This window comes from Chloroflexota bacterium, from assembly GCA_023475225.1.
Lineage (GTDB): Bacteria > Chloroflexota > UBA6077 > FW602-bin22 > JAMCVK01 > JAMCVK01.
In genome coordinates, this window is sequence record JAMCVK010000029.1 from 1 (window position 1) to 26291 (window position 26291).

The following is a 26291-nucleotide window of genomic DNA, read 5'->3' on the forward strand; positions in this document are numbered from 1 at the left end:
CCTGGGGCAAGAAGTTATCCACATGTGGATACCCCTCCCCCATACCCCCTCCCCACTACTACTTATCAACATCCTCTAACTGTCACGGAGGCATCTGAACGCAATCAACGCGCCGAGGCGGTTGCTTTGCTACTGGAAAGGTGTTATACTTTAAATGATTTAGTGATTTGGTTCGCAGAAAAGTGGGTAAGACCCACTTTTCTTGTTGTCAGACGTCAAGTTGCTTTGGGCTCGGCCCCATTCTTGGCATTTGACTAGAACTGGAGGTCCTGGACAGCGATGAAAAGCGACTTTATCGCCGCCATCAATCAGGTGTGCAGCGAGAAGGGCTTGTCAAAGGATATAGTGCTGCGTGCCCTTGAGGCCGCCTTGGTCTCGGCTTACAAGCGCAACTTTGGTAGTGGAGGCAACCAGGGAGTCGAAGTTAAAGTTGATCCCCAATCGGGCATGGTAATGGTTTACAGGCACAAGCGCGTAGTGGAGGAGGTCAAAGATGACCGTTCCGAAATACATCTCACTGAGGCCCGGAATCTAAAGGAAGATGTCGGGATTGGGGATATCATCGCTGTAGAGAGCACGCCACAGAACTTTGGACGCATCGCGGCACAAACGGCCAAGCAAGTGATTCTCCAGCGGCTTCGAGAAGCCGAACGCGAGATGATCTACGAGGAGTATGCTGACCGTGAAGGCGATATCATCACCGGTGTGGTCAGCCGTATAGAGGGCAAAACGGTGGTCATCGATTTGGGCAAGATAGAGGCAGTTTTGCCCGTAACTGAGCAGGTGTCTATGGAAACTCACCGCATTGGGCAACGGCTGAAGGTGCTTATCGTTGAGGTACAGCGCTCAAATAAGGGACCTCAACTGGTGGTCTCCCGCAGTCATCGTGGCCTACTGAAGCGCCTGTTTGAGTTGGAGGTGCCTGAGGTTTATAACGGCGTCGTCGAAATTAAGTCGATTGCGCGTGAACCTGGGGCTCGTTCTAAGGTGGCCGTCGTGGCTCGTCAAGAGGGGATCGATCCAATCGGTTCCTGCGTCGGACCACGCGGGGTAAGAATTCAAAACATCGTCAGTGAGCTGAATGGCGAAAAGATAGATGTAGTGCAATGGCATGAGAACCCCAGTACATTTGTGGCTAATGCGCTCAGTCCGGCGCAGGTGATATCAGTGGATATCAATGAGGCTGATAAGACGGCCACAGTAATCGTGCCGGACCGTCAACTTTCACTGGCTATTGGCAAAGAGGGTCAGAACGCCAGGCTGGCGGCCAGGCTGACTGGTTGGAGGATTGATATCAAGTCGGCCTCCCCAGACCAACTCGCCGGCAAGTCGGAAAAGGGTGAGACGAGTGTAGACGAACTGCCGGTTGCGCCAGTCGAGATAGGAGAGGGGGATGGGTGAAGGGTATGTCCCTGCCCCTTAAAGCTGTGAAAAGACCGAAGGGATCACGTCCGAAGCATATACCTCAGCGAACCTGTGTTGCTTGTCAGCAAGTCAGGCCGAAACGCGAGCTGGTACGGGTCGTCCGTACACCCACTGGTCGTATTGAAGTGGATCCGACGGGTAAGAGGTCCGGGCGGGGTGCTTATCTTTGTCGAGCGAGGTCCTGTTGGGAACTATCATGGAAAAAAAGGAGCCTGGAGTACGTCTTACAAACCAAGATCAACCCGGAGGATAGGGCGCAGCTTGAGCAGTTTGTGAGCACTCTGCCAGAGGAAGAGCCATTGTCTGGTGGTCTAGAAGGGGGGATAGGATGAGGACACGAATGCGTACAGGCGGTGGAATGCGGCCAAGACCACCTCGACACCACACAAAAGGAGGAGGCCAGAAAAGGGTTGAGCCACTGCCTGCTGTTGTTTCTTCTGTTTCCCCAAAGGCTGAACACGGTGTTGTCGAATTGCCGGCCAGCCTAACGGTGAAAGAGTTGGCCGAATTGCTGGAGGTCACCCCGTCACAGGTAATCAAGGAGCTATTGAGTAATGGTGTTATTACCAGCATTAATCAAGTCATAGACTATGATACCGCGGCCATCGTTGCTCAGGGTTTGGGGTTTGAGACACGTGAGGCGGTTGTAGTACAGGCTGAGGAGGAAATCGTCAGTCGGGGATTGGCGCCGGTAACAAGGGGGGAGCTCGAGGAGAGAGCCCTTTTACAGCCTCGCCCAGCGGTAGTAACGATTATGGGCCATGTTGACCACGGTAAAACGAGTCTCCTTGACGCCATTCGGGAAACAGAGGTGACGGCCAGGGAGGTTGGCGGTATCACCCAACATATCGGTGCCTACCAGGTTGAAGTTCATGGGAAGAAGATAACCTTCCTGGATACGCCCGGACACGAAGCCTTCACAGCAATGCGAGCCCGAGGAGCACAGGTCACTGACCTAGCTGTGCTCGTAGTAGCGGCCGACGATGGTGTTATGCCCCAGACATTGGAGGCCATAGACCACGCTCGGGCGGCGAAGGTGCCAATCATAGTGGCCTTAAACAAGATTGACAAGCCTGAAGCTAATCCCCAGCGGGTCAAACAGCAGTTGGCCGATGCTGGACTGCTGATCGAGGAATGGGGTGGGGATGCTGTCTGTGTCCCCGTTTCGGCTAAGAAGAAGATGGGCATAGAGCATCTGTTGGAGATGGTCCTGTTGGTCGCCGAGATGGCCGAATTGAAGGCCAATCCAGATAGAGCGGCCAGGGGTGTCGTGATAGAAGCGAGGCTGGATAGAACACGCGGAGCAGTAGCGACGGTGTTGATTCAAGATGGGACGTTGAAGATTGGTGATAATGTGCTAATCGGCTCCATCTACGGTAAGGTGCGGGCCATGTTCAACGATAAAGGTAAGCGGGTGAAGAAGGCGGAATCGGCTACTCCTGTGGAGATCCTTGGTTTAACTGGTATCCCTCAGGCTGGTGATACGCTCGAGGTGGTGCACGATGAAAAGACCGCCCGAGCGATAGCTGCCGAACGAGCCCAGCAGAAAGAAGCGGTGACCACCACCCCGGCCCACCTGGTGAGCCTGGATGATTTGTTCGCTCAAATCCAGTCTGGGCGCATAAAAGAGCTCAACATAATACTCAAGACTGATGTGCAGGGCTCCATCGAGCCAATCAAGACGTCGCTGGAAGGACTTTCTACCGATAAAGTTAAGGTGAACATTATTCACCAAGGGGCAGGGAGCATCACCGAGTCCGACGTGTTGTTGGCTCAAGCCTCGAAGGCGATTATCATCGGTTTTAATACTCGTCCAGAGCCGGGGGCTAAACGGGCGGCGGAGGCGACGGGTGTTGATATTCGCTTCTACGACATCATTTATAACGTGATCGACGATGTGGGTAAGGCTTTGGCTGGGCTATTGGAGCCGACCTATACTCAGGTTATCGAGGGGCATGCTGAGGTACGGCAGCTCTTCCGGATAGGCAAGGGTCAAATTGTGGGTGGCTGTATGGTCACTGATGGGCAGGTAAGTCGAACGGCCCAATGCCGTGTCTTACGTGATGGCTCCGTAGTCTGCGAGGGAAGGATTGGTGGACTTCGTCGTTTCAAGGATGATGTGAAAGAGGTACAATCTGGCTTTGAGTGTGGGATTAGCATAGAAGGCTTCAACGACCTGCAGGTGGGCGATATCATTGAAAGTTTTAGAAGAGAAAGAACAAACTAGTTTCTGTTTGTACGGTAGGCAGAGATGACATCGCGACGTGTGGAACGAGTCAACGAACTAATCCGAGTAGAACTCAGCGAGATGATCAACCGGCAGATGAAGGATCCGCGTCTAATCGGCATGATCAGTGTTACAGAGGTACAGACGGCCCCCGATCTGCGCCATGCCAAGGTTTATATCAGTATAATGGGCACAGAGGAGGAACGTCAGTTATCCTTTAGCACCCTACAGAGGGCTACCGGCTTCTTTCGCCGAGAACTGGGGGAACGTTTATCTCTACGCCGTATACCGGAGCTGAGTCTGCACCTTGATGAGTCTCTTGAACGTGGCGATCGTATCTTAAGGCTATTGCGCGAGATTGGCCAGGACGTGGAGAATAAAGCGCCGTTGAGTAAGAAGAAGTGAACGCCGGTGAACTCATTCGTGACTCGAATCATATCACTGTTGTTTGCCACGTATCACCTGATGGCGATGCCATCGGGACGATGCTTGCCTTCGGTTTTGCTCTGGCCAAGCTGAATAAACAATGCCTTCTCATCTCTCCTGATCCTATTCCCCAGGCACTTAAGTTTCTTCCCGATATAGAGAAGGTCTCTTCGCTAGCGCGGAAGCTGCCGCTAACCGATCTAATCATCACCTTAGAGGTGGGAGAGCTCACTCGCCTAGGGGCGGTCTACACGGAGAATCAGGGACTCTTTCAGGCGGTGCCCATTCTAAATATAGATCATCACGTGACCAATGGCTTTTTTGGCACAGTCAACCTTGTTGATCCCAATGCCGCAGCCCTGGCAGAGCAAGCGTTCCTCCTCTTCCATGATTTGAATGTAGCTATAGATCTGCCGATAGCCACCTGTCTGCTGACCGCTGTAGTCACGGATACGCAGTGCTTTCGCACTCCCAATACAAGTGTGACGACGCTCAAAGTGGCCATCATACTGATGGAGACGGGTGCGTCGCTATCTTGGATCGTAAAGCAGGTTTATAAGACGTTTCCTTTATCAACACTCCATCTCTGGGGGATTGTTCTTAATAAAGTGCAGTGGCAGGGGAAGATTGTCTGGGCCAGCGTGCCGCTTGGGGCCATGCGGAAATCCGGGGCGACCTCCGATCAAATCGAGGGTCTGGTAGATTTGTTGGCTGCGGTGGAGAACAGCTCCGTGGCCATCCTCTTTCGGGAAACAGAATCTGGTACGGTGAGGGTTAGCCTGCGCTCCTCTGATGATCTTGATGTGTCCGAAGTTGCGGCCCACTTCAATGGGGGTGGACACAAGAGAGCGGCCGGCTTCTCGCAGCACGGCCGTTTGATAGAGATACAGCAATCCGTTATCGCCTATGTTGACGGCCTGTTATCTCGTGGCTAGATAAATGGATGGCATCTTCAACATTAATAAGCCCGCGGGGCTGACCTCTTTTGATGCTGTGGCGGCGGTCCGTCGTTTTTCTGGACAACGACGTGTTGGCCATGCCGGCACACTCGATCCGCTGGCGGAGGGGGTGCTACTTATTTGCCTGGGTAAGGCGACGCGGGTTGTCGAGTATCTAGCCAGGGCAAGGAAGATTTACTGTGCAGAAATCTACCTGGGCGTCAGCACCGATACTTTTGATGCGCTGGGGCGGGTAGTTGCGGTATGTGAAGTTGAGGTTGGCCAGGATGAGGTAGAGAAGGTGCTTCGTTCTTTGGTGGGAAAGCGGTGCCAAGTCCCGCCGATGTATTCGGCCATAAAGAGAGGCGGTGTGCCGCTATACAAATTGGCCCGAGCCGGGAAAGAGGTTGAGCGTGAACCTCGAGAAGTGGAGATCTATGCAATTAGACTAATCAATTGGCAACGTCCGTTGTTACGGATTGCATTAGAGTGCAGCAAAGGCACCTATGTGCGCTCCATCGCCCAGGAGATCGGGGAACGCTTAGGTTGTGGGGCGCATCTCAGCCATCTCTCGCGTTTGGCAGTGGGACATTTCACTATTGATGACTCTATCCCTTTAGCTGATTTGGAGGATGCGTTTTTGCAGGAATACTGGTCTAGTCTTATCTATCCCCTTGATGAAGGGCTTTTGGATCACGATGCTGTTATCCTCAGTGCGGAAAGCGAGAGGGTTGTTAAGAACGGTCGGCCCTGGGGGCCGAAATCAGGTCCCAGCAAAGGGCATTCCTATGATGAGATCGGACCCTGCCGGGCTTACACCGCTTCCGGTGAGATGATCGCTGTCTTAGAATTTGATCCGCGTGGGCAACATTGGCTATCGCAGAAGGTGTTTGTATAACGAGGTAGGATGGGTGCTTGATTTATTGGGGATGAGTTCGAATGACAAGGCGGTGGTGACCATTGGGGTCATGGATGGCGTGCATCTCGGTCACCAATATTTACTTGGGCAGGTGGTTAGCCGGGCAAGGAAGTTAGATTGTTCCTCAGCTGTGATCACCTTTGATCCTCATCCTCAAATCGTCCTCATGCCCGAAACGCACCAGGGCTATCTGACCAGCCTGGAAGAAAGGATCACCCTTATCAAAGAACAAGGGATCGACATCGTCGCCGTTTTACGTTTCGATAAAGAAGTAGCTAAAATGTCGGCTCAACGCTTTGTCCGCTTAGTGTGTCAGCACATTCATATGGTGGAGTTATGGGTAGGGCCGGACTTTGCCCTCGGCTATAAGCGGCGGGGGACGGTTGCGGCCCTGAGTCGTATAGGATCAAGGGCTGGCTTCACCGTTTGCACCGTACCACCGTTACTGGTTAAGGGGGAGGTAGTGAGCAGCACCCAGATTCGCCAGTTGGTGGCCTCCGGCGATGTTGTCGGTGCGGCTAAACTGCTTGGCCGCCCGCCAAGTATCATTGGCCAGGTGGGCGTCGGTATGAAGCGAGGTCAAACAATAGGCTACGCCACGGCCAACCTCTCTGTGAGTGGCGATCGCCTGATACCAGCTGAGGGAGTCTATGCTGCTCGCACTCTGTTGAATGAGCAGCAGTATGCGGCCGTGGTGAACATCGGCACGAGGCCAACCTTCGGTGAGCGTGACCGAACAGTCGAAGTACATCTGCTTGATTTCTCTGGTGACATCTATGGCCAAACCTTGAAAGTGGAATTCATTGAACGATTGCGTGATGAGATTCGTTTTGCCAATGCCGATTTACTGGCCGGTCAGATTCAGTTCGATGTGGCCAGGGCGCGAGGTTTACTGGGCCGGAGGGAGACGCAAAGTACAAGATGGACCTAGAAAGACTGTTGACGCGTGGCGTCGCTGAAACGATCGTGAAGGAAGAACTGTCGAGGAAGATAAGTTCAGGGCAGCCGTTACGCTTGAAGCAGGGATTTGATCCTACACGTCCCGATATTCATCTTGGCCACGCCGTTGGTCTACGCAAGCTGCGCCAATTTCAAAATCTGGGGCATCAGGTGATCCTTATTGTGGGAGACTGGACAGCCCAGATCGGTGATCCGAGTGGGCAATCGGCGACACGGCGTATGCTTTCTGCTGAAGAGGTACGGGCTAACGCCCAGGCGTATCTACAGCAATTCTTTAAGATCGTTGATTGCCAGCGTACTGAGGTGCGCTGGCAAAGTGAGTGGTATGATAAGTTCGGTTTGGCCGATGTAATCAAACTGACCAGTAAATTTACCGTGGCTCAGATGTTGGTGCGAGAAGACTTCGCCAAACGCTATGCGGCTGGCAGCCCCATCGCTATTACCGAGCTGCTCTACCCGTTGTTACAGGCTTACGACTCGGTAGCCATCCGCGCTGAGGTGGAGTTTGGGGGAATTGATCAAAAATTTAATATCCTGGCCGGACGCGAGTTACAACGACTGGTCGGACAAGAGCCACAGCAGGTCGTCCTTGTTCCACTCCTGGTTGGCACCGATGGCGTGAACGCTATGAGTCAAAGCCGGGGCAACTATATCGGCATCACTGAACCAGCTGATCAGATGTACGGCAAGGTGATGTCTTTGCCCGATCACGTGATGATGGACTACTTTGAGTGGGTGACTGATGTTCCTGATGAAGAGCTTGCCGAAATGAAGGAGGCTCTGCTTAAGGATAAGGTTAATCCCCGGGATATTAAGATGAGGCTAGCTCGTGAGATCGTCAGCCAATTTCATAGTTATGAGGCGGCCCTGGAGGCGGAGGAGGAGTTCAAACGTGTCTTCCAGCAACGGCAGTTGCCCAGCGAAATGCCTACGTTGTACCTGGATCGGGCCAGGTATGGGGTGGATGCCGTCCCTATCACCACTGTTATGCTGGAGACTGGACTGGTGAAGAGTCGCAGTGAAGCCAAAAGAATGATTGTTCAGGGTGGGGTACGGCTGGACGGACGGCTGATAATGGAGGAAGGGCAGCTCGTGGTCATCGAGAATGGCGCCATACTGCGTGTCGGCAAGCGTCGTTTCGTCAGACTGGCTTTTAAGGACTAATGTTTGGTCAATCGTGGCTTACCTCGGTAGTGGTCAATTAGTACGTGGTAGTGCGGAGCGAACCTTTTACTCCTTCTGCCTGTTCTTTGCCTCATTGATTATTATTGGGGCAATATGCACTGGCACCTCTTCGTAGTGGGAAAAATCCATGCTGTATGTCCCTCTGCCTTGGGTGATCGAACGTAGAATGGTGGCATAGCGCTGCATCTCCGCAAGCGGGGCCTGGGCGCGAATCAAGGTCAGGCTACCCTGCGGTTCCATACCTAGTACCCTGGCTCGTTTGCTGTTCAGGTCGCTCATCACATCGCCGGTGTATTGCTCAGGGATGACGATGGTCACGTTCATAATTGGCTCCAGCAGAGTTGGGCTAGCTTGTCCCAACCCCTTTTTGAAGGCCTGCGCTGCGGCGATCTTGAAGGATATTTCTGATGAATCTACCGGGTGGTAAGAGCCATCATAGAGGGTGACCTTGATATCTACGACCGGGTAGCCGGCGAGGATCCCCTCTGTTATGGCCTCGCAGACCCCCTTCTCTACGCCTGGGATGTACTGTTTTGGTACCACTCCCCCCACTACTCGCTCGGTGAACTCGAAACCGCTGCCACGGGGTAGGGGTTCAATCTCCAAAAATACGTGTCCGTATTGACCGTGTCCCCCGGTCTGCTTCTTGTGTTTCCACTCCGCTCTAGTGGCTGTTTGGATCGTTTCCTTGTAAGGGACCTTCGGCGTGCTAAGGGTAACCTCCACCCCGAGTTTGCGGCGCATCTTTTCCGCGGCGATTTCTACATGTGATTCGCCCATGCCCGAAATGATCGTTTCATTCGTATCAGGTTCTTTATAGACACGGATAGTTGGATCTTCTTCGGCCAGGCGGCTCAGGGAGGTGCCTAGTTTGTCTAAGTCAGCCTTGGTTTTCGGTTCCACAGCTGCGGCGTAGACGGGTTGGGGAAAGACGATGGGAGGCAGCTGGAGCGGTCTGTCTTTGCTACAGAGGGTATCGTTTGTGCTCGTCTCCTGGAGCTTGGCTACGGCTCCGATCTCTCCTGCTCCCAGCTGGACGACAGGCTCCTGGGACTTACCCCGCAGGATGAAGAGTTGGCCGATGCGTTCCTCCCGAGCCTTGTTCGCGTTCCATACGTGGGAATCGCTGTGAAGGAGGCCGCTGTAGACACGCAGATAGGTGAGCTTACCCACGTATGGATCAGCCGTTGTTTTGAAAACGAGGACGGCAAGGGGCGAGCGATCAAGCGGTGGAAGGGGTTCCGTTTCGTTAGTCAGGAGGTTGGTTACTTTGACTTCTCCCCTATCAGTGGGGGATGGCAGGTAGTCAGCGATGGCATTCATGAGCGGTTGAATGCCCTTATTAGTCAAGGCTGAGCCGCATAAGACAGGCACGAGCTTATTGGTCAATGTTCCTAATCGCAGAGCGTTTCTGATCTCCTCCTCAGTCAGCTCCTCTCCCTCCAGATACTTGGCGATCAATGCGTCATCCATCTCGGCTACTGCTTCGACCAGTTTCTCGCGGTATTGAGCGGCCAGCTCTCGTAGATCTGTGGGCAAGCTGCTCTCTTCTGCCTTGGGTCCTATATAAGCCTGCATTTTAACCAAATCGACTACGCCTTGAAAATTATCCTCTGATCCGATAGGCAGCTCTACTGGCACAAGTCTTGGACCATACCTTGCCCGGAGTTGATCGACCACCCGTTGGAAGTTGGCATTCTCCCGATCGATCTTGTTTACGAATACCAGGCGGTGCAGGCCCTGTTCATCGCAGTATCCCCAGACGAGCTCTGTGCCCACCTCGATGCCGGCTACGGCATCGAGCAGGATGACGGCGGAATCAACGATGCGGGCGGCCTCTTTCACCTCACCAATGAAGTCGGCGTAGCCTGGTGTATCAATCAGGTTGACCTTTATTCCTCGCCATTCATATGGTAAGAGCGAGATTTGAACTGAGATCCTGCGCTTAATCTCATCAGGATCGTAATCAGATACAGTTGTTCCCTCTTCAACCCTGCCCAACCGATTAACCGCGCCGGCATTGAAGAGCATAGCTTCTGAGAGCGAGGTCTTACCCGCTCCGCCGTGTGAAAATAAGCCTACGTTTCGTAACTGTTCGGTCTGATACCCCTTCATGGATGCCTCCTCGTTGTCTCTTCAGTGCACGTTGTTTGTCTTGTGTAAGCCTTCGCTATTATAGCAAATCCCCAGCCCTTTGGCCCAACGAGGGTGAGAGACCGTTAACAACGGGGGTTCCAGGGGGCGCGGCCCCTTTTAGTGGGGGTCTCTCGGCTGTGTCCTCCTTCCGCAGGAGGGGACAAAAAAGCGCGCAGGGCTGAGCGAAATTTGTTACCAATTCTTAACCTTTCTTAACCCTAAATGTTACTTTCGCATGCTATCTTGTAACTGAGGAAAAAGGGTGGTGTGTCCCCAGACAGCAAGATTCGATGATAGGGGGAGAGACGCCGACGGAGTTTGGCGATGAATCGACAAACCTTTGAGCTAGAGAAGGAGATGCTCGATCACCACTTCACCGAAACGGTTACGCCGGATCGAGAGAATCTGCTCACCTGCATCCAATGCGGCACCTGCACCGCCTCCTGCCCAACCGCCTATGCGATGGATTATACCCCTCGATTAGTGTCCATACCCCTCGGACTAGCTTGACAAGTCAGCTCGCTCGGTGTATAATCGTCCCAAATATAGTTTATATAATCGATTAACTTAGTTAAGTATAACGGCGCTACCTGGCAGGGGGAGCGGAAGGAGGGAGAGAAGTCAGTATTCATAGAGAATGTTAATTGAGCGTACGGCTACAGGACGAGGTTTTGGTTTGAGTAGGCACGTTAAAAAATGCAGAGGTATGTAGCACAGGCACCGAGTTCGCTCAGTCGGCAGGGTCTCAGGAGTGGGATAGGAGAAGCGGTGTAGTCACATTGTGGCACCTGGTGGCTTTGCGTTATGAACTTGATAAGTAAGTAAGTAAGGAGGTACGGATGAAAGGCCTGTTTAAGAACGATGATTGGTGGGCGGTATGGATTGGACTGTTCATATTTATCCTCTCGCTTGCAGTATTTGCTGGAGCAGATCTGCTTGGATGGGCGGCACAGACAAACGTCTGGCTCGATATCTCTAAGGCCGTGACGCCAGTATCGAAGGGCTACATTGGCCTGTCAGGAATGCTTTCGATAGCTTTGACCTATCTTTTCCTGCTGGTATTAATGAGTATTGGTGCTGTTTCCCTACAGCTCAATATCAGGAGGTTTGCCGTCAGTTTCAGCATAGTGTTCTGGATAAGCTATGTCTGCTGGCTAATAGGCAACTATGCGTATATTGCGGTGACGCCGGATAAACTGAAAGCATTTGGCATTCCTTGGTCCCTGGGGCTAACTGGAGAAGTAGGATTCATTGTAGCCTTACTGGCAGGGCTCATCATAGGAAACTTTTTCCCCAGTTTCGCGACCTACCTGAAGGAGGCGACGAAGCCAGAATGGTATATCAGGACAGCCATCGTTATCCTGGGGGCGTCCCTAGGTGTATCGGCAGCAGGGGCCCTTGGTCTGGCAACAGTGGTTATGTTTCGCGGGATTGCTGCCATCGTTGAGGCTTATCTAATTTACTGGGCGCTCGTGTATCTCGTCTCCAGAAAGTTCTTTAAGTTTAGCCGTGAATGGGCAGCGCCTCTGGCCGCCGGCATATCTATCTGTGGCGTCGCGGCAGCCATAGCTGTAGGTAGCGCGATAAGAGCAAGACCAGTTGTACCTATCATGGTGTCTTCCCTCGTGGTCATTTTTGCAGTGATTGAGTTGCTGGTCCTGCCCTTTGTAGCACAAGCGTTCCTTCTTCATGAACCTATGGTAGCAGGGGCATGGATGGGTTTGGCCGTCAAGACTGATGGCGCAGCCGTGGCAAGCGGCGCAATCACCGATTCTCTTATCAGAGCAAAGGCGCTCGTGGCCCAAGGCATCGCCTACAAAGAGGGATGGATACTGATGGCCAGTACCACTACAAAGATATTCATTGATGTGTTCATCGGTATTTGGGCCTTCGTGCTTGCTCTTATTTGGGTCAACGTCATCGACAAGAAGCAAGGAGAGAAGGTTGCGGTGGGCGAGATCTGGGAGAGATTCCCCAAGTTTGTGATTGGTTATTTCGTGACATTCTTGGTATTGCTCATACTGGCTGTTTCTTCGCCTGCCTTGCTCGACAAGGCGAAGGTTGCCACCGCCGAGAGCAATACTTTCAGGGTGCTTTTCTTCGTCATGACCTTCTTCACAATAGGCCTTATGTCCAACTTCAAGAAGCTCTGGGAGGAAGGGATAGGAAGGCTGGCACTCGTGTATGTGATATCCCTGTTTGGTTTCATCATCTGGATTGGATTGGCTATCTCGTGGATATTCTTCCACGGCATCAAGCCTCCGCTTGCTTGAGCTGGGGCTTTCAAGGCGAACATTGAGTTGCTGAGTCAAGTCAACATCGACAACTTCGTGCGAAATCGTTTAGTGGGGAGAGTTGCAATGAAAAAGGCCATTCCATCGACGGCTAGTGTCGCAGAGGAATTAGAGAAAATACCCTATGAGCCTCTTTTGGATGTGGAAAAGAAGTTGATAGCGTGGAGCCTAGCTCTGGGCGTTGTGCTTTTGGGCATATTCATACTGATAAGCTACACCCTATTCAAGGGCTAGGGGCAACGAGAGAGAAGCAATCAGAGGTGCAATGGCTCATTAGTCATTCACGTATTGGTTAGTCAATCAAAGCACACGCTCGGGACTGACTTTCCTGGCTCGAGATTGGCACTGTCCGACATTTTCGACTAGGGGCGATGGTAATAACATAGGTAACACCCTGGTATTGGGGAAAACTCCGTAGTTTTTCCAGAGGATTTTTTATAGCCCAGTGCAGCATGGGGCCGTCGATTGTTGTAGTACTCTAGATAGCGCTTTGCTCCCTCTCAACGTTCTAAGGATGTTGTGAAACGTGAGGAATGATATAGTTCCTCATCGTCTGTACAATGGCTTCTCTTAACCTTCCCGTTTTTGGCTAAAAGCAAATAGCCAAATTAATCCCCGAGGTTATCCACAATCCGCCTGGCTACTATTTCTACTACCCCCTCTATCCTCGTCTGTTACCTATGTATCCTAACAAAAGACAACGCTCTCCCCAAGGCGTTTGACAAGGGCTCTATATCCTATGTAGAATACGGCGCAGCGATTATTGGCTAAGTATCGGGGCTGTGGCAGAGATACGGCTGGCTCTTTAGTGTCGATCTAATCTGAGATTGGAGAGATTCTCGGGAGCTTGGAGCCTATGCTTTGGCCGGAGTGCGGCTCACGGTCGCTGGTTGTGCGCCCATACCAACCCCGGCTAAGCCCATCCCAACGGGTGCTCCTGTTTTCTAGGGCAGGTTCGCTGATTCTTGTAACAAGGCTCGTCAGTCCTGGAGGGGACGAATGGCCCTGATTCGCATTGATAACGTGGATAAAGTTTATCAGACCCGAAGCGGTGAAAAGGTCCCGGCCCTGGAAGGGATCGGCCTAGAAGTCACCGAGAATGAGTTTGTCACCCTGGTTGGGCCGAGTGGTTGTGGCAAGAGCACATTACTCAAGATAATCGCTGGGCTGATACTACCAACCGCGGGCAAAATCTATATTGGTGATACCATCGTTGATCGCCCGCGTAAAGATGTGGGGCTTGTCTTTCAACATCCCGTCCTTCTTCCTTGGCGAAATATTTTAGACAATGTTATGCTACCGATTGAGATCCTCAACCTATCGACCAAGGAGCATGTGGGCCTGGCCAGGGAGTTGTTGGATCTGGTGGGGCTAAGTGGATTCGAAAGCAAGGGTCCTCGGGAACTATCGGGTGGAATGCAACAAAGGGCAGCCATCTCGCGCGCCCTCATTTATGATCCGAAGGTTCTCTTGATGGATGAGCCGTTCGGGGCCTTAGATGCTATGACGCGCGAAGAACTCAGTCTAGAACTGCTCCGTATTTGGGAAGAGAAGCGCAAGACGGTGGTGTTCGTCACTCACAGCATCCCAGAGGCGATACTTCTAGCGGATAGGGTTGTGGCCATGACTCCCAGGCCGGGTCGTATAGCTAAGATTTTGGAGATCAAACTGCCTCGGCCGCGCACAATGGAAATGGAGTACACCGACCAGTTCAAGGATTACGCTACTACTGTCAGAGAGGTAATCTATGCTTGCAGAAGGGAGCGTAGAGATGGGCGTGCTTAAGGAGAAATTTGGCCAATACGCGGTGCCACTCACAACGATCTTAGCCCTTATTGTCATCTGGCAACTGTGTACAATCTCCTTTAAGATCCCCGTCTGGCTACTTCCGGCACCGTCCCTGGTAGTGGAGAAGACACTGCAATGGAGCAGTGAGCTACCGATGCATACATGGATAACCTTTTATGAGACTCTGGCCGGCTTCTTCCTGGCTATTGTCATCGCTGTGCCCCTGGCGGTTATGATTGCCTACTCTCCTTTTCTCCAAAATTCGATTTATCCGATCCTGTTGATTGCGCAGTCGATTCCAAAAGTAGCCATTGCACCACTCTTGCTTATCTGGATCGGTTACGGCGAAGCCCCGAAGATCCTGGTGGCCTTCTTAGTCTCCTTTTTCCCTATCGTCGTCGATACGGCCACCGGACTCAATGCTGTTGAACCGGATTTACTCGACTTGATTCGCTCACTGTCGGCTAATCAATGGCAAATCTTTCGTAAGATTCGCTTTCCCTCTTCGTTGCCCTTCTTCTTTAGCGGTTTGAAAGTGGCCATCACCCTCTCGGTCGTGGGCGCAGTGATTGGGGAGTTCGTCGGTTCTGACCGGGGGCTGGGATACCTGATTCTGATAGCCAGTTCCCATGTGAATACTGGTTTGGCCTTCGGGGCGATGGCTATACTCTCTATGATGGGTATCATCCTCTTCTTCCTGGTGGGCATCTTGGAGAGGATAGTTTGTCCGTGGTATGCTGGGGAGTAGTGTCGTGTCTTTCCTTAAAGATGTAAACGAGAACAAAGGGGAGCGACTGAGAACATTATTGGCCTGGTTGACCTGTGTGACGATGGTCGTGGCCCTCTACGCAGTCTTTATTTATGCTCCTCCTGAACGGGTGATGGGCATCGTTCAAAAGATATTCTACTTCCATCTGGCGACGGTCAGCGTCTCCTTCGTCGCCTTTTTTGTGGTCTTCGTCGCTGGGATCGGCTACCTTCTCAGCCGGGATCTCGAGTGGGATGTCTTGAGTATCGCTTCCGCTGAGATCGGGATCGTCTTCGCCGCTATTGGTCTGGTAACGGGATCGCTTTGGGCCAAGCCCATCTGGGGTGCCTGGTGGACCTGGGACCCACGCTTAACGACGTTCTTGATCCTCTGGTTTCTTTATATCGCCTACTTTATGCTCAGGCAAGCGGTAGCCGAGGAGTCTCAGCGAGCCAGGTTTGCCGCCGTCTTTGGCATCGTGGCCTTCCTCGATGTGCCAATCGTTTTCATGGCCGCCCGTTGGTGGAGAGCTATAAGCCCGGTGGTCATAACAACTCAGGGTTTCGCTATGGACCCGGCGATGACGCTCACCTTGCTTATCTCGATAGCTGCCTTCCTCTTCCTCTTTTGTTGTCTGCTTATTCAGCGGGTGCGCTTAGAGGGGATGAAGATTGAGGTGGAGGAGCTGAAGCAAGCGCTCGGCCAAAGGTAAAGTAGAGCCAGCCATAGCCAGCTCCTCAGCGGCCTCTGCGGCGGATTCCGTTTGTAACTCCTAGGGCGTTACAGGAATCAGGTACCTGGCCGGTATGTAACCGATATTACCGCGGGGATCCTTCACCTTGCGCCAGAGGACTTCCCCGACTTGTACGTCCTCACCGGCTGCTTCCATTAGAGTGTTATCGGCCCAAGCTACAAGCCGATCCTGGGGATTGGGTGTGCGGCGCAGGTATACCCCCTCTCCGCTGGTGTTGCCTACTTTATATAGCTTAATCGTCGGTGTAGGGCTTGCTGTGGGTGTGGCCGTGGGGAGAAAAGCCATTGGCAGTGAGGTTGGAGTGATGGTTGGTCTGCTAGTTGGGGTAGCTTTAAGGCCGAAGATAGTTTTGTAGTCGAGGTCAATGGTGAAGGTCGGCACCTTAAGTAGCAGAGTGGGTATGAGGATAACAAGTAAGAGGGCAACGAGGAAAACCATACTGTAGCTGATATCCTCTCCGGACCTGCCCCCCGAGCCTGGCTGATTTTCCCTCATTGGTTATCCCTTTCAGAGATGGATGATACATATATCGGCAGCGTGGGTAAGGCGACCTGGGCTCGCCTTCTGTGCCTGTCAGCGATTCTCCTATCTATAGCTTGCCCCCTTAGTCCCTGAAAAGTCAAGCTAGGCGAGAAGATGCTATAATACGTAACCAATGTGCTGTTGAACCTCGACATTGGTGCTGAGGAGGCGAGATTATGACCGTGCATATGGCCAGTGAAAGACTAACGGGACGGCTCAAGGAGATGGCCCTGGAGAAAGGCGCCGACCTCGTTGGAATCGCCCCCGTTGAACGATTTGTGTACGCCCCAGAGGGACGCCACCCCACGGACCACTTACCTAATGCCAGATCGGTCATCGTTCTGTCCAAGCACATCCCCGACGCCGTCATCGAACGATGGGGTAAGCCGCCAGCCTACTCTATAGGTCAATACCGTGTCTTTGGGCACAATATGATTAACATCAGATTGGCCCTCATCCAACAAGACCTTACCAGTTATCTGGAGGAACTTGGCTATCTGGCTTATCCGGTCCATCCAACGGGAGCACGTGCTGGACTATATGACGGCATTCGCCAGTACAGAGCCGATTTCTCCAATAGGCACGCCGCTGTGGCGGCTGGCCTGGGTGAGTTTGGTTGGTCTTCAATCGTATTAACTCCCCAGTATGGTCCCAGACAGCGCTTCACTTCTATCATCACCGATGCCTCTCTAGCCCCGGATCCGATGTACGCTGGGCCAGCGCTGTGTACCCAATGTTTGGCCTGTGCGAAGGTGTGTCCTATGCAGGCGATCAGTGCTGAGGCGGTCGTCTCATGCGAGATAGAGGGGCGTGTATTTGAATATGCCAAGGTTGACCACTGGCGCTGTCACTGGTGTGAAGTGGCTGGTCTGCGAGGGGAAGGTGGACCACGCTATATGGGATTCACCACTGATGTAGACCCTCCGGCGGTTGTGACACCAGAAAGCGTGCTTAAAGCAGCTAAGCGGATCGATCCCTGGCAAACCCATGCCCACGAATCGTTAGGCGTGGCCTGGTGTGGCAAATGCCTCCATCGCTGTACCGTTGGTAAGAAGCTCTTCCGCCGCAGATTAGAGGAACGCCGTCAGCGGAGGGTACAGGAGTATGATCTCCAATCCCCTTCAGGTCGAGCGTGACATTGGGAGGGTGTCGAAATTAATGAAGGAAAGGATGATCGCCATTGTCTCAGAATAAATCGCCAAACGCCGTATTGAGAAGTCGAGAGCTAACTGACGGTCCGGCCCGAATTGGACATCGGGCCTTGCTCAATGCCCTGGGCTTGTCCAGAGAAGCATTTGGAAGGCCCCTGGTGGCCATCGCCAATTGCTGGAATGAGGTCGTCCCTGGCTCCATGCATTTGCAATCAATTGCGACAGCGGTGAAACGTGGTGTTCTCAGGGGGGGAGGCACACCTCTTGAGTTCAACACCATTGCCGTATGCGATGGGCTGGCCCAAGGTCATGAGGGGATGAAGTATGTTCTACCCAGCAGGGACATCATTGCCCTCTCCATTGAGATTATGCTGCAGGCTCATCGCTTCGATGGGGTCGTTCTCATCCCCAGCTGTGACAAGGTAACGCCGGGCATGCTGATGGCCACGGCCAGGGTCAACATACCAGGCATCGTTGTCTCGGCCGGGACTATGGCTCCGGGATGGTACCAGGGGCGTAAGATTGCTCTATCGAACGTCCGTGAGTTCGCTGGTGAGTACCTGGCGAAAAGAATTGGGGATGAAGAGCTGTTTTGTGTAGAACAGTCCGGCTGCCCAGGACCTGGAACGTGCGCTATGCTCGGCACAGCCAATACCATGGCCTGTTTGACCGAGGTTTTAGGGTTATCACTTCCTCTATCAGGAACTACTCCTGCTGTTGTCTCAGCGAAGCTGCGTGAGGCTGAGGCCGCAGGTATGAAAGTTGTTGAGTTGATTCAGCAGAACATTAGACCGGCGGATATTATGACCATCTCTGCCTTCACCAATGCCATTAAGGTGGATATGGGCATTGGGGGCTCGACCAATTCGCTCTTGCATCTACCGGCCATCGCCCGGGAATTGGGGCTGGCCTTACCTCTCGACCTGTTTGACAAGATAAGTAAAACTACACCATATATCGCTTCGATAAATCCGTCCAGCCCCCGTACCATTGATGATTTGCACAATGCGGGAGGTATACCAGCCGTTTTGAAATCCCTTGCCTCAATCCTGGATCTTGATGCTCTGACGGTGAGTGGGAAGACGATTGGACAGATCACCGCTGAGGCTCAGTGGAATGACCGGGAGGTCATTCGTCCCCTGGACAATCCTATTAGACCTGACGGCGGTTTAGCCATTCTGCGCGGCAACCTTGCCCCAGCCGGCGCGGTAGTGAAGAAGTCAGCCGTGCGGCCTGAAATGTGGCAACATCGTGGTCCGGCCCTGGTCTTCAGCTCAATGGAAGAGGCAGTACAGGCCGTTGTTGAGGACAGGGTGAAGGCAGGGTCCGTGATCGTCATCAGATATGAGGGGCCAGTCGGCGGGCCAGGGATGCGAGAGATGCATATGATCACCTCGATTCTCGTTGGGACCGGATTGGCCGAGACTACAGCACTGGTTACCGATGGGCGATTCTCTGGTTCGACGCGTGGTCCGTGCATAGGACACGTTTCCCCCGAAGCGGCGGTGGGCGGGCCCATCGCTATTGTCGAAGATGGGGACATCATTTCTATTGATATTCCCTCTGGAGAGCTCACCGTTGATCTCTCGACGGCTGAGATCGAGGAGAGGCTCGCCCGCTGGGAACCTCCGCGACCGCGCCTCATGGGTATCCTGGACCTTTTTGCCCGCAATGCCACTTCTGTACCTGAAGGTGCCTCGCTAAGACGTTAGGGACCCGTTCAGGTACGGGAAATTTACAAGGCTGTTTGGGTACATCGGGGTGGTGGGGACCACCGCCTTGGCATTGCATACAGCACGCTTGCTGAGGTAGAGGCTAAGGCAGAGAACTGCAAGAGGGCAATCAAAGATTATGAGGAAGCACTAAAAGTGTTTACAAAAGAATTCCCAGAAACTCATCAGTTAGTTGAACACAATCTCAGAATAGCTCTTAATTTTTGCAGGGGTGAATGAGTGAGACCGCCAGGCAAAACCCTACACCCTTCGGGGCGCCTAACATAGCATATACGGCTCACTTCGTTCATCCAAATTTCGGCTTTGCGGAAACTTCGTATATGCTCGGAACGTTAAATGAAATTGCCCGAAGCCTGAAAGGATTTAAGGAGTGTAATTCTTATGAATAAAAAATTTTCAGAACCAATGATAGCCAAAAGTTGCTATGGTCACCTGGGTGGAAAATTGGGAGACCTACTTTTTAAAAGGATGATTGAGTTAAAATGGTTTAGGCCCATAGAAGAGAAAACCAATGTTTACGGAATTGCAAAAAGATACGAGATTACAGAAAAAGGCGATCAGGAGTTATCTAAGTTAGGAATAGACTTATCCAAACTCGAGGGGAATATAAAGTGAAAGATTATGATAACCTCTTTATCAATCTATTGCAGAATTGGGAAATTTGGCTATAATAGCAAACGCTGCTGAAATACCCACGAAAATCGTGACCAGCTCGCTATAGTCAGTAGAAAATCAAGGAGGTGCGTCATTGGTAGTAAGCACTGAACGCTTGAGCGTGGAACAGCTACGAGAGAAAGCAAGGGAGATCAGGTGTGATATTATCAGAATGTTAGCCGAAGCTGGCTCTGGCCATCCCGGTGGCTCCCTATCGGCCGCCGACTTCGCAACAGCTCTATATTTCTCCGAACTGCGACATGATCCCCAAAATCCATTCTGGGAGGATCGTGATCGCGTCGTCTTTTCTAAGGGACATATCGCCCCACTGCTCTACACGGAGCTGGCCCATTCTGGTTATTTTCCCTGCGAAGAGCTGATGACCCTGCGTAAGCTCCATAGCCGTCTGCAAGGACATCCACATTCATTGAAGCTGCCGGGAGTCGAGGTATCCACCGGTTCATTAGGGCAGGGGTTGTCTGCAGCCGTGGGCATGGCTTTAGGTCTGCGCTTAGACGGTAAGAGTTGCCGTGTCTATTGCATTGTGGGTGATGGGGAAACCCAGGAGGGGTCTATCTGGGAGGCAGCGATGTCTGCTGGGCATTACAAGCTGGATAACCTATGTGGCATTCTGGATTACAATAAGTTGCAGATCGATGGCTGGGTCGAACAGGTTATGGGTATAGAGCCGGTTGTCGATAAATGGCGCGCCTTCCGTTGGCATGTGATCGAGATAGATGGGCATGATATGGAGGCTATCCTGGCTGCTTTCCAGGAGGCTCGTGAGACGAAAGGCAAGCCGTCGCTGATCCTCGCTCATACAGTGAAAGGTAAGGGTGTATCATTCATGGAGAATGTGGCCGGTTGGCACGGCAAAGCCCCAACAAGGGAAGAAGCGGTGAAGGCGCTAGAAGATCTAGGCTGTAGTGAGGGTTTGAAATGATACAGATACAACCAAGGACCATACCTGATAGGAAGACGGTGCCGATGAAGCCCACACGTATGGGCTATGCCGAGACCTTAGTGAAGCTGGGACGAATCAACAAAAATGTAGTTGTGCTTGATGCTGACCTCTCAAAATCGACCTTGACTTATATGTTCGCCGCTGAATTCCCGGACCGTTTCTTTGATATGGGCATCGCCGAGCAAAATATGTTGGGCGTGGCTGGCGGACTGAGCCTTACGGGCAAGATCCCCTTTGTTACCACGTATGGGACGTTCGTTGCGGGACGGGCTTGGGATCAGATCCGCACAACGGTGTGTTACAGCAACCTCAACGTCAAAATTGGTGGTGCTCATGGGGGCGTCTCAGTTGGTCCGGATGGGGCGACGCACCAGGCATTGGAGGAGATAACGACGATGCGCGTTCTCCCCGGAATGACTGTGATTGCTCCGGCCGATTATATCGAAACGGCCAAGGCGACTGAGGCGGCAGCGAACTACTTCGGTCCGGTATACCTCCGCTTTGGCCGGGAGGCGGTGCCTATCATCACCGTTGAGGAAGATCCTTTTATCATCGGCAAGGCTAATCAGTACCGTGACGGCAATGATGTGACGATTATCGCCTGTGGGGTGATGCTGGCTCATTCGCTCTGGGCTGCTGAGGAGCTGGCCAAGGAGGGCATCGAGGCGAGGGTAATCAATATGCATACTATTAAGCCGATCGACGTCGAGGCCATCGTGAAAGCAGCTGAGGAAACGGGGGCCATTGTTACAGCTGAGGAGCATCAAGTCATCGGTGGACTTGGCGGCGCGGTCGCGGAGGTGGTGGTCAAGACTGCGCCTGTCCCTATGGAGATAGTTGGCATTCTGGATCGCTTCGGTGAGTCTGGTCAGCCTGAAGAGTTATATAAGGAGTTTAACGTAACCCCTGAGGATGTGGCTGAGGCCGTCAGAAGGGTGATGGCCAGGAAAAGGGGACGTCGGCTCTAGGCGTATCTTCCCTATTCCCACTCAATAGTAGCTGGTGGCTTGGAAGTGATGTCGTAAACGACACGGTTCACGCCTGCTATTTCATTGACGATGCGATTGGCCATCTTGGCCAGGAGATCGTAGGGCAGACGGGCCCAATCAGCCGTCATCCCGTCTTCGCTAACCACGGCTCTTAAGGCGGCAACATAGGCATAGGTGCGCCCATCACCCATAACCCCGGTGCTGCGTAGCGGTGTGAGAATGGCGAAACTTTGCCATAGGTCGCGATAAAGTCCAGCCTTTTCGATTTCGTCCAGGACGATGGCGTCCATCGCGCGCAGCTTCTCCAAACGCTCCTCCGTTACTTCACCAATGATGCGCACGGCTAATCCCGGACCGGGGAAGGGCTGGCGCCGGACGATCTCTTCGGGAAGCCCTAGCTCTTGCCCTACAGCCCGTACCTCATCCTTGAACAGGTAACGCAGTGGCTCAATCAAAGAAAACGGCATCTCGCGGGGAAGCCCGCCCACGTTATGATGGGACTTGATCCGCGCGGCAGCCTTGGTCTCCTGCGTCGTACTTTCGATAACATCTGGGTATAGCGTACCCTGGGCCAGGAAACGGATTCCCTGAATCTTACTGGACTCCTCCGCAAATACCTTGATGAACTCTTCACCGATCAACTGTCGCTTGACCTCCGGATCAAGCACGCCAGCCAAGCGACGCAAAAAACGTTCTTTGGCATTGACACTGAGGAGATTGATCTTCAGGTGTCGACGGAAGGTCTCGATGATCCGATCGGCCTCTCCCTGACGCATAAGACCGTTGTCAACGAAGATGCATATAAGCTGATCGCCTATGGCGCGGTGAATAAGCGTGGCGGTAACGGCGGAATCGACCCCACCGCTTAGAGCGCAGATGACCCTCTCCTGGCTGACCTGGCTCTTAATACGCTCCACGCTATGGGCGATAAAAGAGCCGGGTGTCCAGGTACCCCGGCAGCCACAGATGCCGTGCACGAAGTTATAGATGATCTTTTTCCCTGCTGGCGTATGGACTACTTCAGGGTGAAACTGCAGGCCGATGAGTCCATCCTTGGCCATCGCAGCAATGGGGGAATTGTCGGTAGAGGCGAGGGCGAGGAAACCCGGTGGCAGCTCGACAACCTGGTCACCATGGCTCATCCAGACCGGAAAATCTGTGGGGAGGTCCTTGAAGAGGGGGGACCCTGGTTCTTTGAGATGGAGCGTGGCTGGCCCGTACTCACGTTTGGTAGCGTGGACCACCCGTCCGCCCAACCGGTGAGCCAGCATTTGCATCCCGTAACAGATGCCTAATATCGGTAATCCACTTTCGTATATGTAGCGGGGCGGTTGGGGAGCATCAGGCTGATAGACGCTGGCCGGACTACCGGATAGAATAAACCCACGTGGTTTGAGTGCAGCTACCCGCTCCCAGGGCGCATCGCTGGGGATTAGTTCACTATAGACCCGGCATTCTCGTACTCGACGGACGATCAGTTGGCTGTATTGAGAGCCAAGATCGATGACCACAATCGATTCTTCGGTAGGAGCAATTACATCCGTCATCACACTTTTCCCTCTTGCCCCCATCTATCATCTCAGAACAGCGGGATGACCTTCGTTAATCCAGTCCTTAGAAGGCATTGAATATCTCCCCCAAAACCCCCGCAGGGGGTTCTGGGGCAGACGCCCTCATCCCCCTGCCCCCTTCTCCCTAAAAGGGAGAAGGGGGGATTTTGAACTAGGGCAGAGCCCTAGGACCCTCCCAGAAGGGGTTTGCTCCCCCCTCTGGGCTACCCCTTGAGACAGGGGGGATTGAAACTAGATTGTATCCCACGATTACTCCCCTAGTGGGGCTGCGCCCCTCCTTGACCTCCCCTTACCCCAGCGGGAGAAAGGGGAAATTGGCTATAGGCTGTATCCTCCAGGCCACTCCAGTCCTTCGAAGAAGGACGTCCCCCCTTGGTCTCCCCTTGTTCGAGGATCTCTTCTTAGCGGTGTTCATCTATGGGGGTAACCCAGGTGATGAACCCGACCGATTTGACCTTTACATAGCCAGCCTCTTGTGCGGCGAGGAGGAAATCCTTAAACTTGGCGAATCCATATTGGCGTTCATCAAACGACTTCATGACCTCACACAGCTTGTTTTTCAAAATCGGCGCCGTAACTCGTGGTCGGATGGGTCCTACGATCTCCTTTAAGGCTCCAGCCAAGCTCTCAAAAGCCTGCTTGAGATCGGCCTCCCTTGCTGCCTCAGCGACCATGTTCTCCTGCGCGAGTGCCTCCTCTATCGCTTCTGCGGAAGTTACCCTCTCTGGTGGGAAGGGTTGCCGATAAGCCTCGCCCATCTGTCCCTGAGAGGATTCGCTTCCCTCTCCCATCTCGACCAGTGGCGAAATTTGCTGTTCTGCTAATGCAAGCGGGGGTTGACTGATCTTCTTCTCGGTTGGTGTGTCGGTAGTAATAGCCAGCAGATCGACGGGGGCTTCTTGGAAATTCTCCTCTGTGGCTACGAGGGGTATTTCCTCAACGGGCGAGGTGACTTGAGCTGTAGCCAGCCCTTCCTCAGCAAGGGCGGGGGTCGTACGGCCCACGTCCAGAGTCTCCAGAGCGCGAAGCACAAGGGGATTTTCCCTCTGGAGATGGCACATCCTTACCCTGTGCTTTGCCCCAGCTACTTCAACCTCTTGTGGTTCCTTATCGATCTGTAAGGCCCCTTGTTGTACCAGGTGATTAAGAAGAGCCCTCGCCTCCGCTTCGGCGACCATCAGTGGTCCTGACTGGCTAAGATGACTGATAAGATTGGCCAGAACATAAGTGTAGGTTAACCAACGACTGCGGTGACCCAACTCGTGGATGAAACGAATCGTCTCTAAGCACTGCTCCACGCTTAGCACCTCTTTGGCCTCTTCCCCAACTGTCGTTTCTTCTGTTTCAGCGGACAACGTTGTCGTTGATCCCTCTGTTGAGGGCTGTTCTTGGTCCATGGGAAGTAGCGAGACCCAATGGGCTGGGCTGGATAGGTTGATCGTAATGACGCCTGCCTTTTCCGCTGCAAGCAATAGGTCCTTGAATTTGGAAAAGCCGTAATTGCGTTCGTTGAAACCGCTAATGCGAGCCATAAGGCGATCCTTCAGATTCGTGGCTCGCAGACGCGGTCGGCCGGAGCGCATATGCTGTTGTAAGATCTCCACCATCGCCATAAATACAGGCTGAAGGTCCGCTCTGCCCTCCCTAGCTTCGCCCATTTCGTCTTTCGCCACACCTTCCCCTGGGATTACAATGTCTCCTTCGGCTGAAACGGCCGGCTCCGCTTGGGAGGTCATCCGTGTCGGCGTCGTTGCTGGACTAATGGCGGCACTCGCCCGCCCGGTTCGTGAAACCAGGGAGACGGATGGCGCTGTGGGCGAAGCCGTCGGCTTAGCCCGCAGCGCTGGGCGTCGTTTAGGGCCATGTTCGGTGCCCGCTGCTTTAGGCGTAGCTGTTATGGTTGTAAAGGGCATCACGGTTGGGGATCGTGTAGATTCGATCGTCGAAGGAGCCTTCTCGGAGACCTCCACCAGCTTGCGGTAGGGAATGAATTCATCAGCCATCTCGCGTAGAATGTTGGCTGCCAGGTCTGGCCCGATGACCACCACGCGCTTGCCCCGTAGCTGAAGAAGGCGCACAGCCGGAACCAAGTCCTTATCACCTGAGACAAGGACGAAAACTGAGATCATGGGCAGAAGATGCAAATAATCTACACAATCGGCCACCAGGCAGGGATCAGCCAGACTCTTGCCACGAATGGCTTGAGTGATCTGCTCTGGTTCAAAGCGGAAGGTTGGGGCATAAGCCGGCTCCACCCCGGCTCGGTAGACCTCCAAGCGATCACTTGTCGATGTCCATTCAGCGTAGGCGCGTGCCAGGATAATAGTGCCATAGCGTTGGGTTGCTTGTACGATGCGATGCAAATCGGGTGTTGCCCCATTCATATCGGTGGCTATGCTGATAGCCAGATTATCCCAATCTATGAGAAGGGCGACATAGGGGCGTTCACTTTCTAACATAGATACCTTTTCACTTCCTTCCTAAATCTTTCCAAGCCGAATATTTCTTGCCTTCAGGAGATCCCGCCTAGACTGGCATCCTCACTTAACAAAACAGCTCAGATTGGGTCAAATTCCACTATCTGGAATAGAAGTCTACCCAACTGAGCTGCTTCAGTGTGCCGTGTTTCCCAAGCCAAAGTAGGGCTCTTAGCTTATCTCCAATAGTATTACCTCACTGGGCCTAAGAAGGTTGGCCTCCCTTCTGCTTTTCAAGTGTCGGCTTCTATCGATTTCAATATAACAGAGCAGCATCCAAAAGTCAAGGTAACCAGCCACGTGTGTGAATGGTCTATGATTCTGTCACCTGTTAACTGTTCAGTGAATATGTCACCATTAAAGTATGAATACGGAGATGGTGACGTTGAGCAAGAAGGAGAACAAGCGAGCGGTGGTTCTGGCTAAGATT

The 26291-nt window shown here is 52.9% G+C and carries 22 protein-coding genes and 1 pseudogene; 19 read left to right on the plus strand and 4 right to left on the minus strand.

Annotated elements, in window-relative coordinates; genetic code table 11:
• Positions 1-279 precede the first annotated feature (279 nt).
• The 8 genes and pseudogenes from nusA (at position 280) to tyrS (ending at position 8059) form a co-directional block, all read left to right on the plus strand.
• Complete coding sequence (gene nusA, locus M1136_07180; protein ID MCL5075416.1) at positions 280-1401, plus strand: transcription termination factor NusA; 1122 nt, start codon at positions 280-282, stop codon at positions 1399-1401.
• A gap of 5 nt (positions 1402-1406) precedes the next feature.
• Positions 1407-1757, plus strand: coding sequence for a YlxR family protein (locus M1136_07185; GenBank protein MCL5075417.1), 351 nt, complete (start codon positions 1407-1409; stop codon positions 1755-1757).
• A gap of 134 nt (positions 1758-1891) precedes the next feature.
• Positions 1892-3652: pseudogene (gene infB / locus M1136_07190) on the plus strand (translation initiation factor IF-2).
• A gap of 24 nt (positions 3653-3676) precedes the next feature.
• Positions 3677-4057 (plus strand): 30S ribosome-binding factor RbfA, encoded by a 381-nt coding sequence (gene rbfA, locus M1136_07195; GenBank protein MCL5075418.1) that lies wholly within the window; start codon positions 3677-3679, stop codon positions 4055-4057.
• A complete protein-coding gene (locus tag M1136_07200) occupies positions 4054-5013 on the plus strand; it encodes a bifunctional oligoribonuclease/PAP phosphatase NrnA (GenBank protein ID MCL5075419.1) in 960 nt (319 codons plus the stop codon). The genes rbfA and M1136_07200 overlap by 4 nt, the downstream gene beginning before the upstream one ends.
• Before the next feature lie 4 nt (positions 5014-5017).
• Positions 5018-5914 carry a tRNA pseudouridine(55) synthase TruB gene (gene truB, locus M1136_07205; protein MCL5075420.1) on the plus strand — a complete coding sequence of 299 codons (897 nt, stop codon included), beginning with the start codon at positions 5018-5020 and terminating at the stop codon, positions 5912-5914.
• 13 nt (positions 5915-5927) lie between these two features.
• Complete coding sequence (locus M1136_07210; protein MCL5075421.1) at positions 5928-6866, plus strand: bifunctional riboflavin kinase/FAD synthetase; 939 nt, start codon at positions 5928-5930, stop codon at positions 6864-6866.
• Complete coding sequence (tyrS, locus tag M1136_07215; GenBank protein ID MCL5075422.1) at positions 6857-8059, plus strand: tyrosine--tRNA ligase; 1203 nt, start codon at positions 6857-6859, stop codon at positions 8057-8059. The genes M1136_07210 and tyrS overlap by 10 nt, the downstream gene beginning before the upstream one ends.
• Positions 8060-8125: 66 nt before the next feature.
• On the opposite strand, the gene fusA is transcribed toward tyrS, so the two are convergent.
• A complete protein-coding gene (gene fusA, locus M1136_07220; protein MCL5075423.1) occupies positions 8126-10195 on the minus strand; it encodes an elongation factor G in 2070 nt (689 codons plus the stop codon).
• A 345-nt stretch (positions 10196-10540) separates the two neighbouring features.
• Between fusA and M1136_07225 the strand changes: the two genes are divergently transcribed.
• From M1136_07225 to ccsA, 6 genes are all read left to right on the plus strand, one after another.
• Positions 10541-10726 (plus strand): hypothetical protein, encoded by a 186-nt coding sequence (locus M1136_07225; protein ID MCL5075424.1) that lies wholly within the window; start codon positions 10541-10543, stop codon positions 10724-10726.
• Positions 10727-11055: 329 nt separating this feature from the next.
• Entirely contained in the window at positions 11056-12489 is a 1434-nt protein-coding gene (locus M1136_07230) for a YeiH family protein (protein MCL5075425.1), read from the plus strand.
• Positions 12490-12576: 87 nt separating this feature from the next.
• Positions 12577-12744 carry a hypothetical protein gene (locus tag M1136_07235; GenBank protein MCL5075426.1) on the plus strand — a complete coding sequence of 56 codons (168 nt, stop codon included), beginning with the start codon at positions 12577-12579 and terminating at the stop codon, positions 12742-12744.
• 765 nt (positions 12745-13509) lie between these two features.
• Positions 13510-14295 (plus strand): ABC transporter ATP-binding protein, encoded by a 786-nt coding sequence (locus tag M1136_07240; protein ID MCL5075427.1) that lies wholly within the window; start codon positions 13510-13512, stop codon positions 14293-14295.
• The gene (locus M1136_07245; GenBank protein ID MCL5075428.1) at positions 14258-15046 is read left to right on the plus strand and encodes an ABC transporter permease; all 789 of its coding nucleotides are present in this window, start codon (positions 14258-14260) and stop codon (positions 15044-15046) included. Before M1136_07240 ends, M1136_07245 begins: the two co-directional genes overlap by 38 nt.
• A gap of 4 nt (positions 15047-15050) precedes the next feature.
• Positions 15051-15758, plus strand: coding sequence for a cytochrome c biogenesis protein CcsA (gene ccsA, locus M1136_07250; protein ID MCL5075429.1), 708 nt, complete (start codon positions 15051-15053; stop codon positions 15756-15758).
• 60 nt (positions 15759-15818) lie between these two features.
• Here the strand turns inward: ccsA and M1136_07255 are convergent, their stop codons facing one another.
• The gene (locus M1136_07255; protein MCL5075430.1) at positions 15819-16295 is read right to left on the minus strand and encodes an SH3 domain-containing protein; all 477 of its coding nucleotides are present in this window, start codon (positions 16293-16295) and stop codon (positions 15819-15821) included.
• 203 nt (positions 16296-16498) lie between these two features.
• Here M1136_07255 and M1136_07260 point away from each other — a divergent pair, with 203 nt between their 5' ends.
• The 5 genes from M1136_07260 to M1136_07280 all read left to right on the plus strand — a co-directional run bounded on the left by M1136_07260 (position 16499) and on the right by M1136_07280 (position 21792).
• Positions 16499-17458, plus strand: coding sequence for a 4Fe-4S binding protein (locus tag M1136_07260; GenBank protein ID MCL5075431.1), 960 nt, complete (start codon positions 16499-16501; stop codon positions 17456-17458).
• A 44-nt stretch (positions 17459-17502) separates the two neighbouring features.
• Positions 17503-19185 carry a dihydroxy-acid dehydratase gene (gene ilvD, locus M1136_07265; protein MCL5075432.1) on the plus strand — a complete coding sequence of 561 codons (1683 nt, stop codon included), beginning with the start codon at positions 17503-17505 and terminating at the stop codon, positions 19183-19185.
• A 402-nt stretch (positions 19186-19587) separates the two neighbouring features.
• Positions 19588-19821 carry a hypothetical protein gene (locus tag M1136_07270; protein MCL5075433.1) on the plus strand — a complete coding sequence of 78 codons (234 nt, stop codon included), beginning with the start codon at positions 19588-19590 and terminating at the stop codon, positions 19819-19821.
• 133 nt (positions 19822-19954) lie between these two features.
• Positions 19955-20803, plus strand: coding sequence for a transketolase (locus M1136_07275; GenBank protein ID MCL5075434.1), 849 nt, complete (start codon positions 19955-19957; stop codon positions 20801-20803).
• 44 nt (positions 20804-20847) lie between these two features.
• Complete coding sequence (locus M1136_07280) at positions 20848-21792, plus strand: transketolase family protein (protein ID MCL5075435.1); 945 nt, start codon at positions 20848-20850, stop codon at positions 21790-21792.
• Positions 21793-21803: 11 nt separating this feature from the next.
• Here the strand turns inward: M1136_07280 and guaA are convergent, their stop codons facing one another.
• The gene (guaA, locus tag M1136_07285) at positions 21804-23360 is read right to left on the minus strand and encodes a glutamine-hydrolyzing GMP synthase (protein ID MCL5075436.1); all 1557 of its coding nucleotides are present in this window, start codon (positions 23358-23360) and stop codon (positions 21804-21806) included.
• A gap of 425 nt (positions 23361-23785) precedes the next feature.
• Positions 23786-25843 (minus strand): NYN domain-containing protein, encoded by a 2058-nt coding sequence (locus M1136_07290; protein MCL5075437.1) that lies wholly within the window; start codon positions 25841-25843, stop codon positions 23786-23788.
• Between the last annotated feature and the right edge of the window lie 448 nt (positions 25844-26291).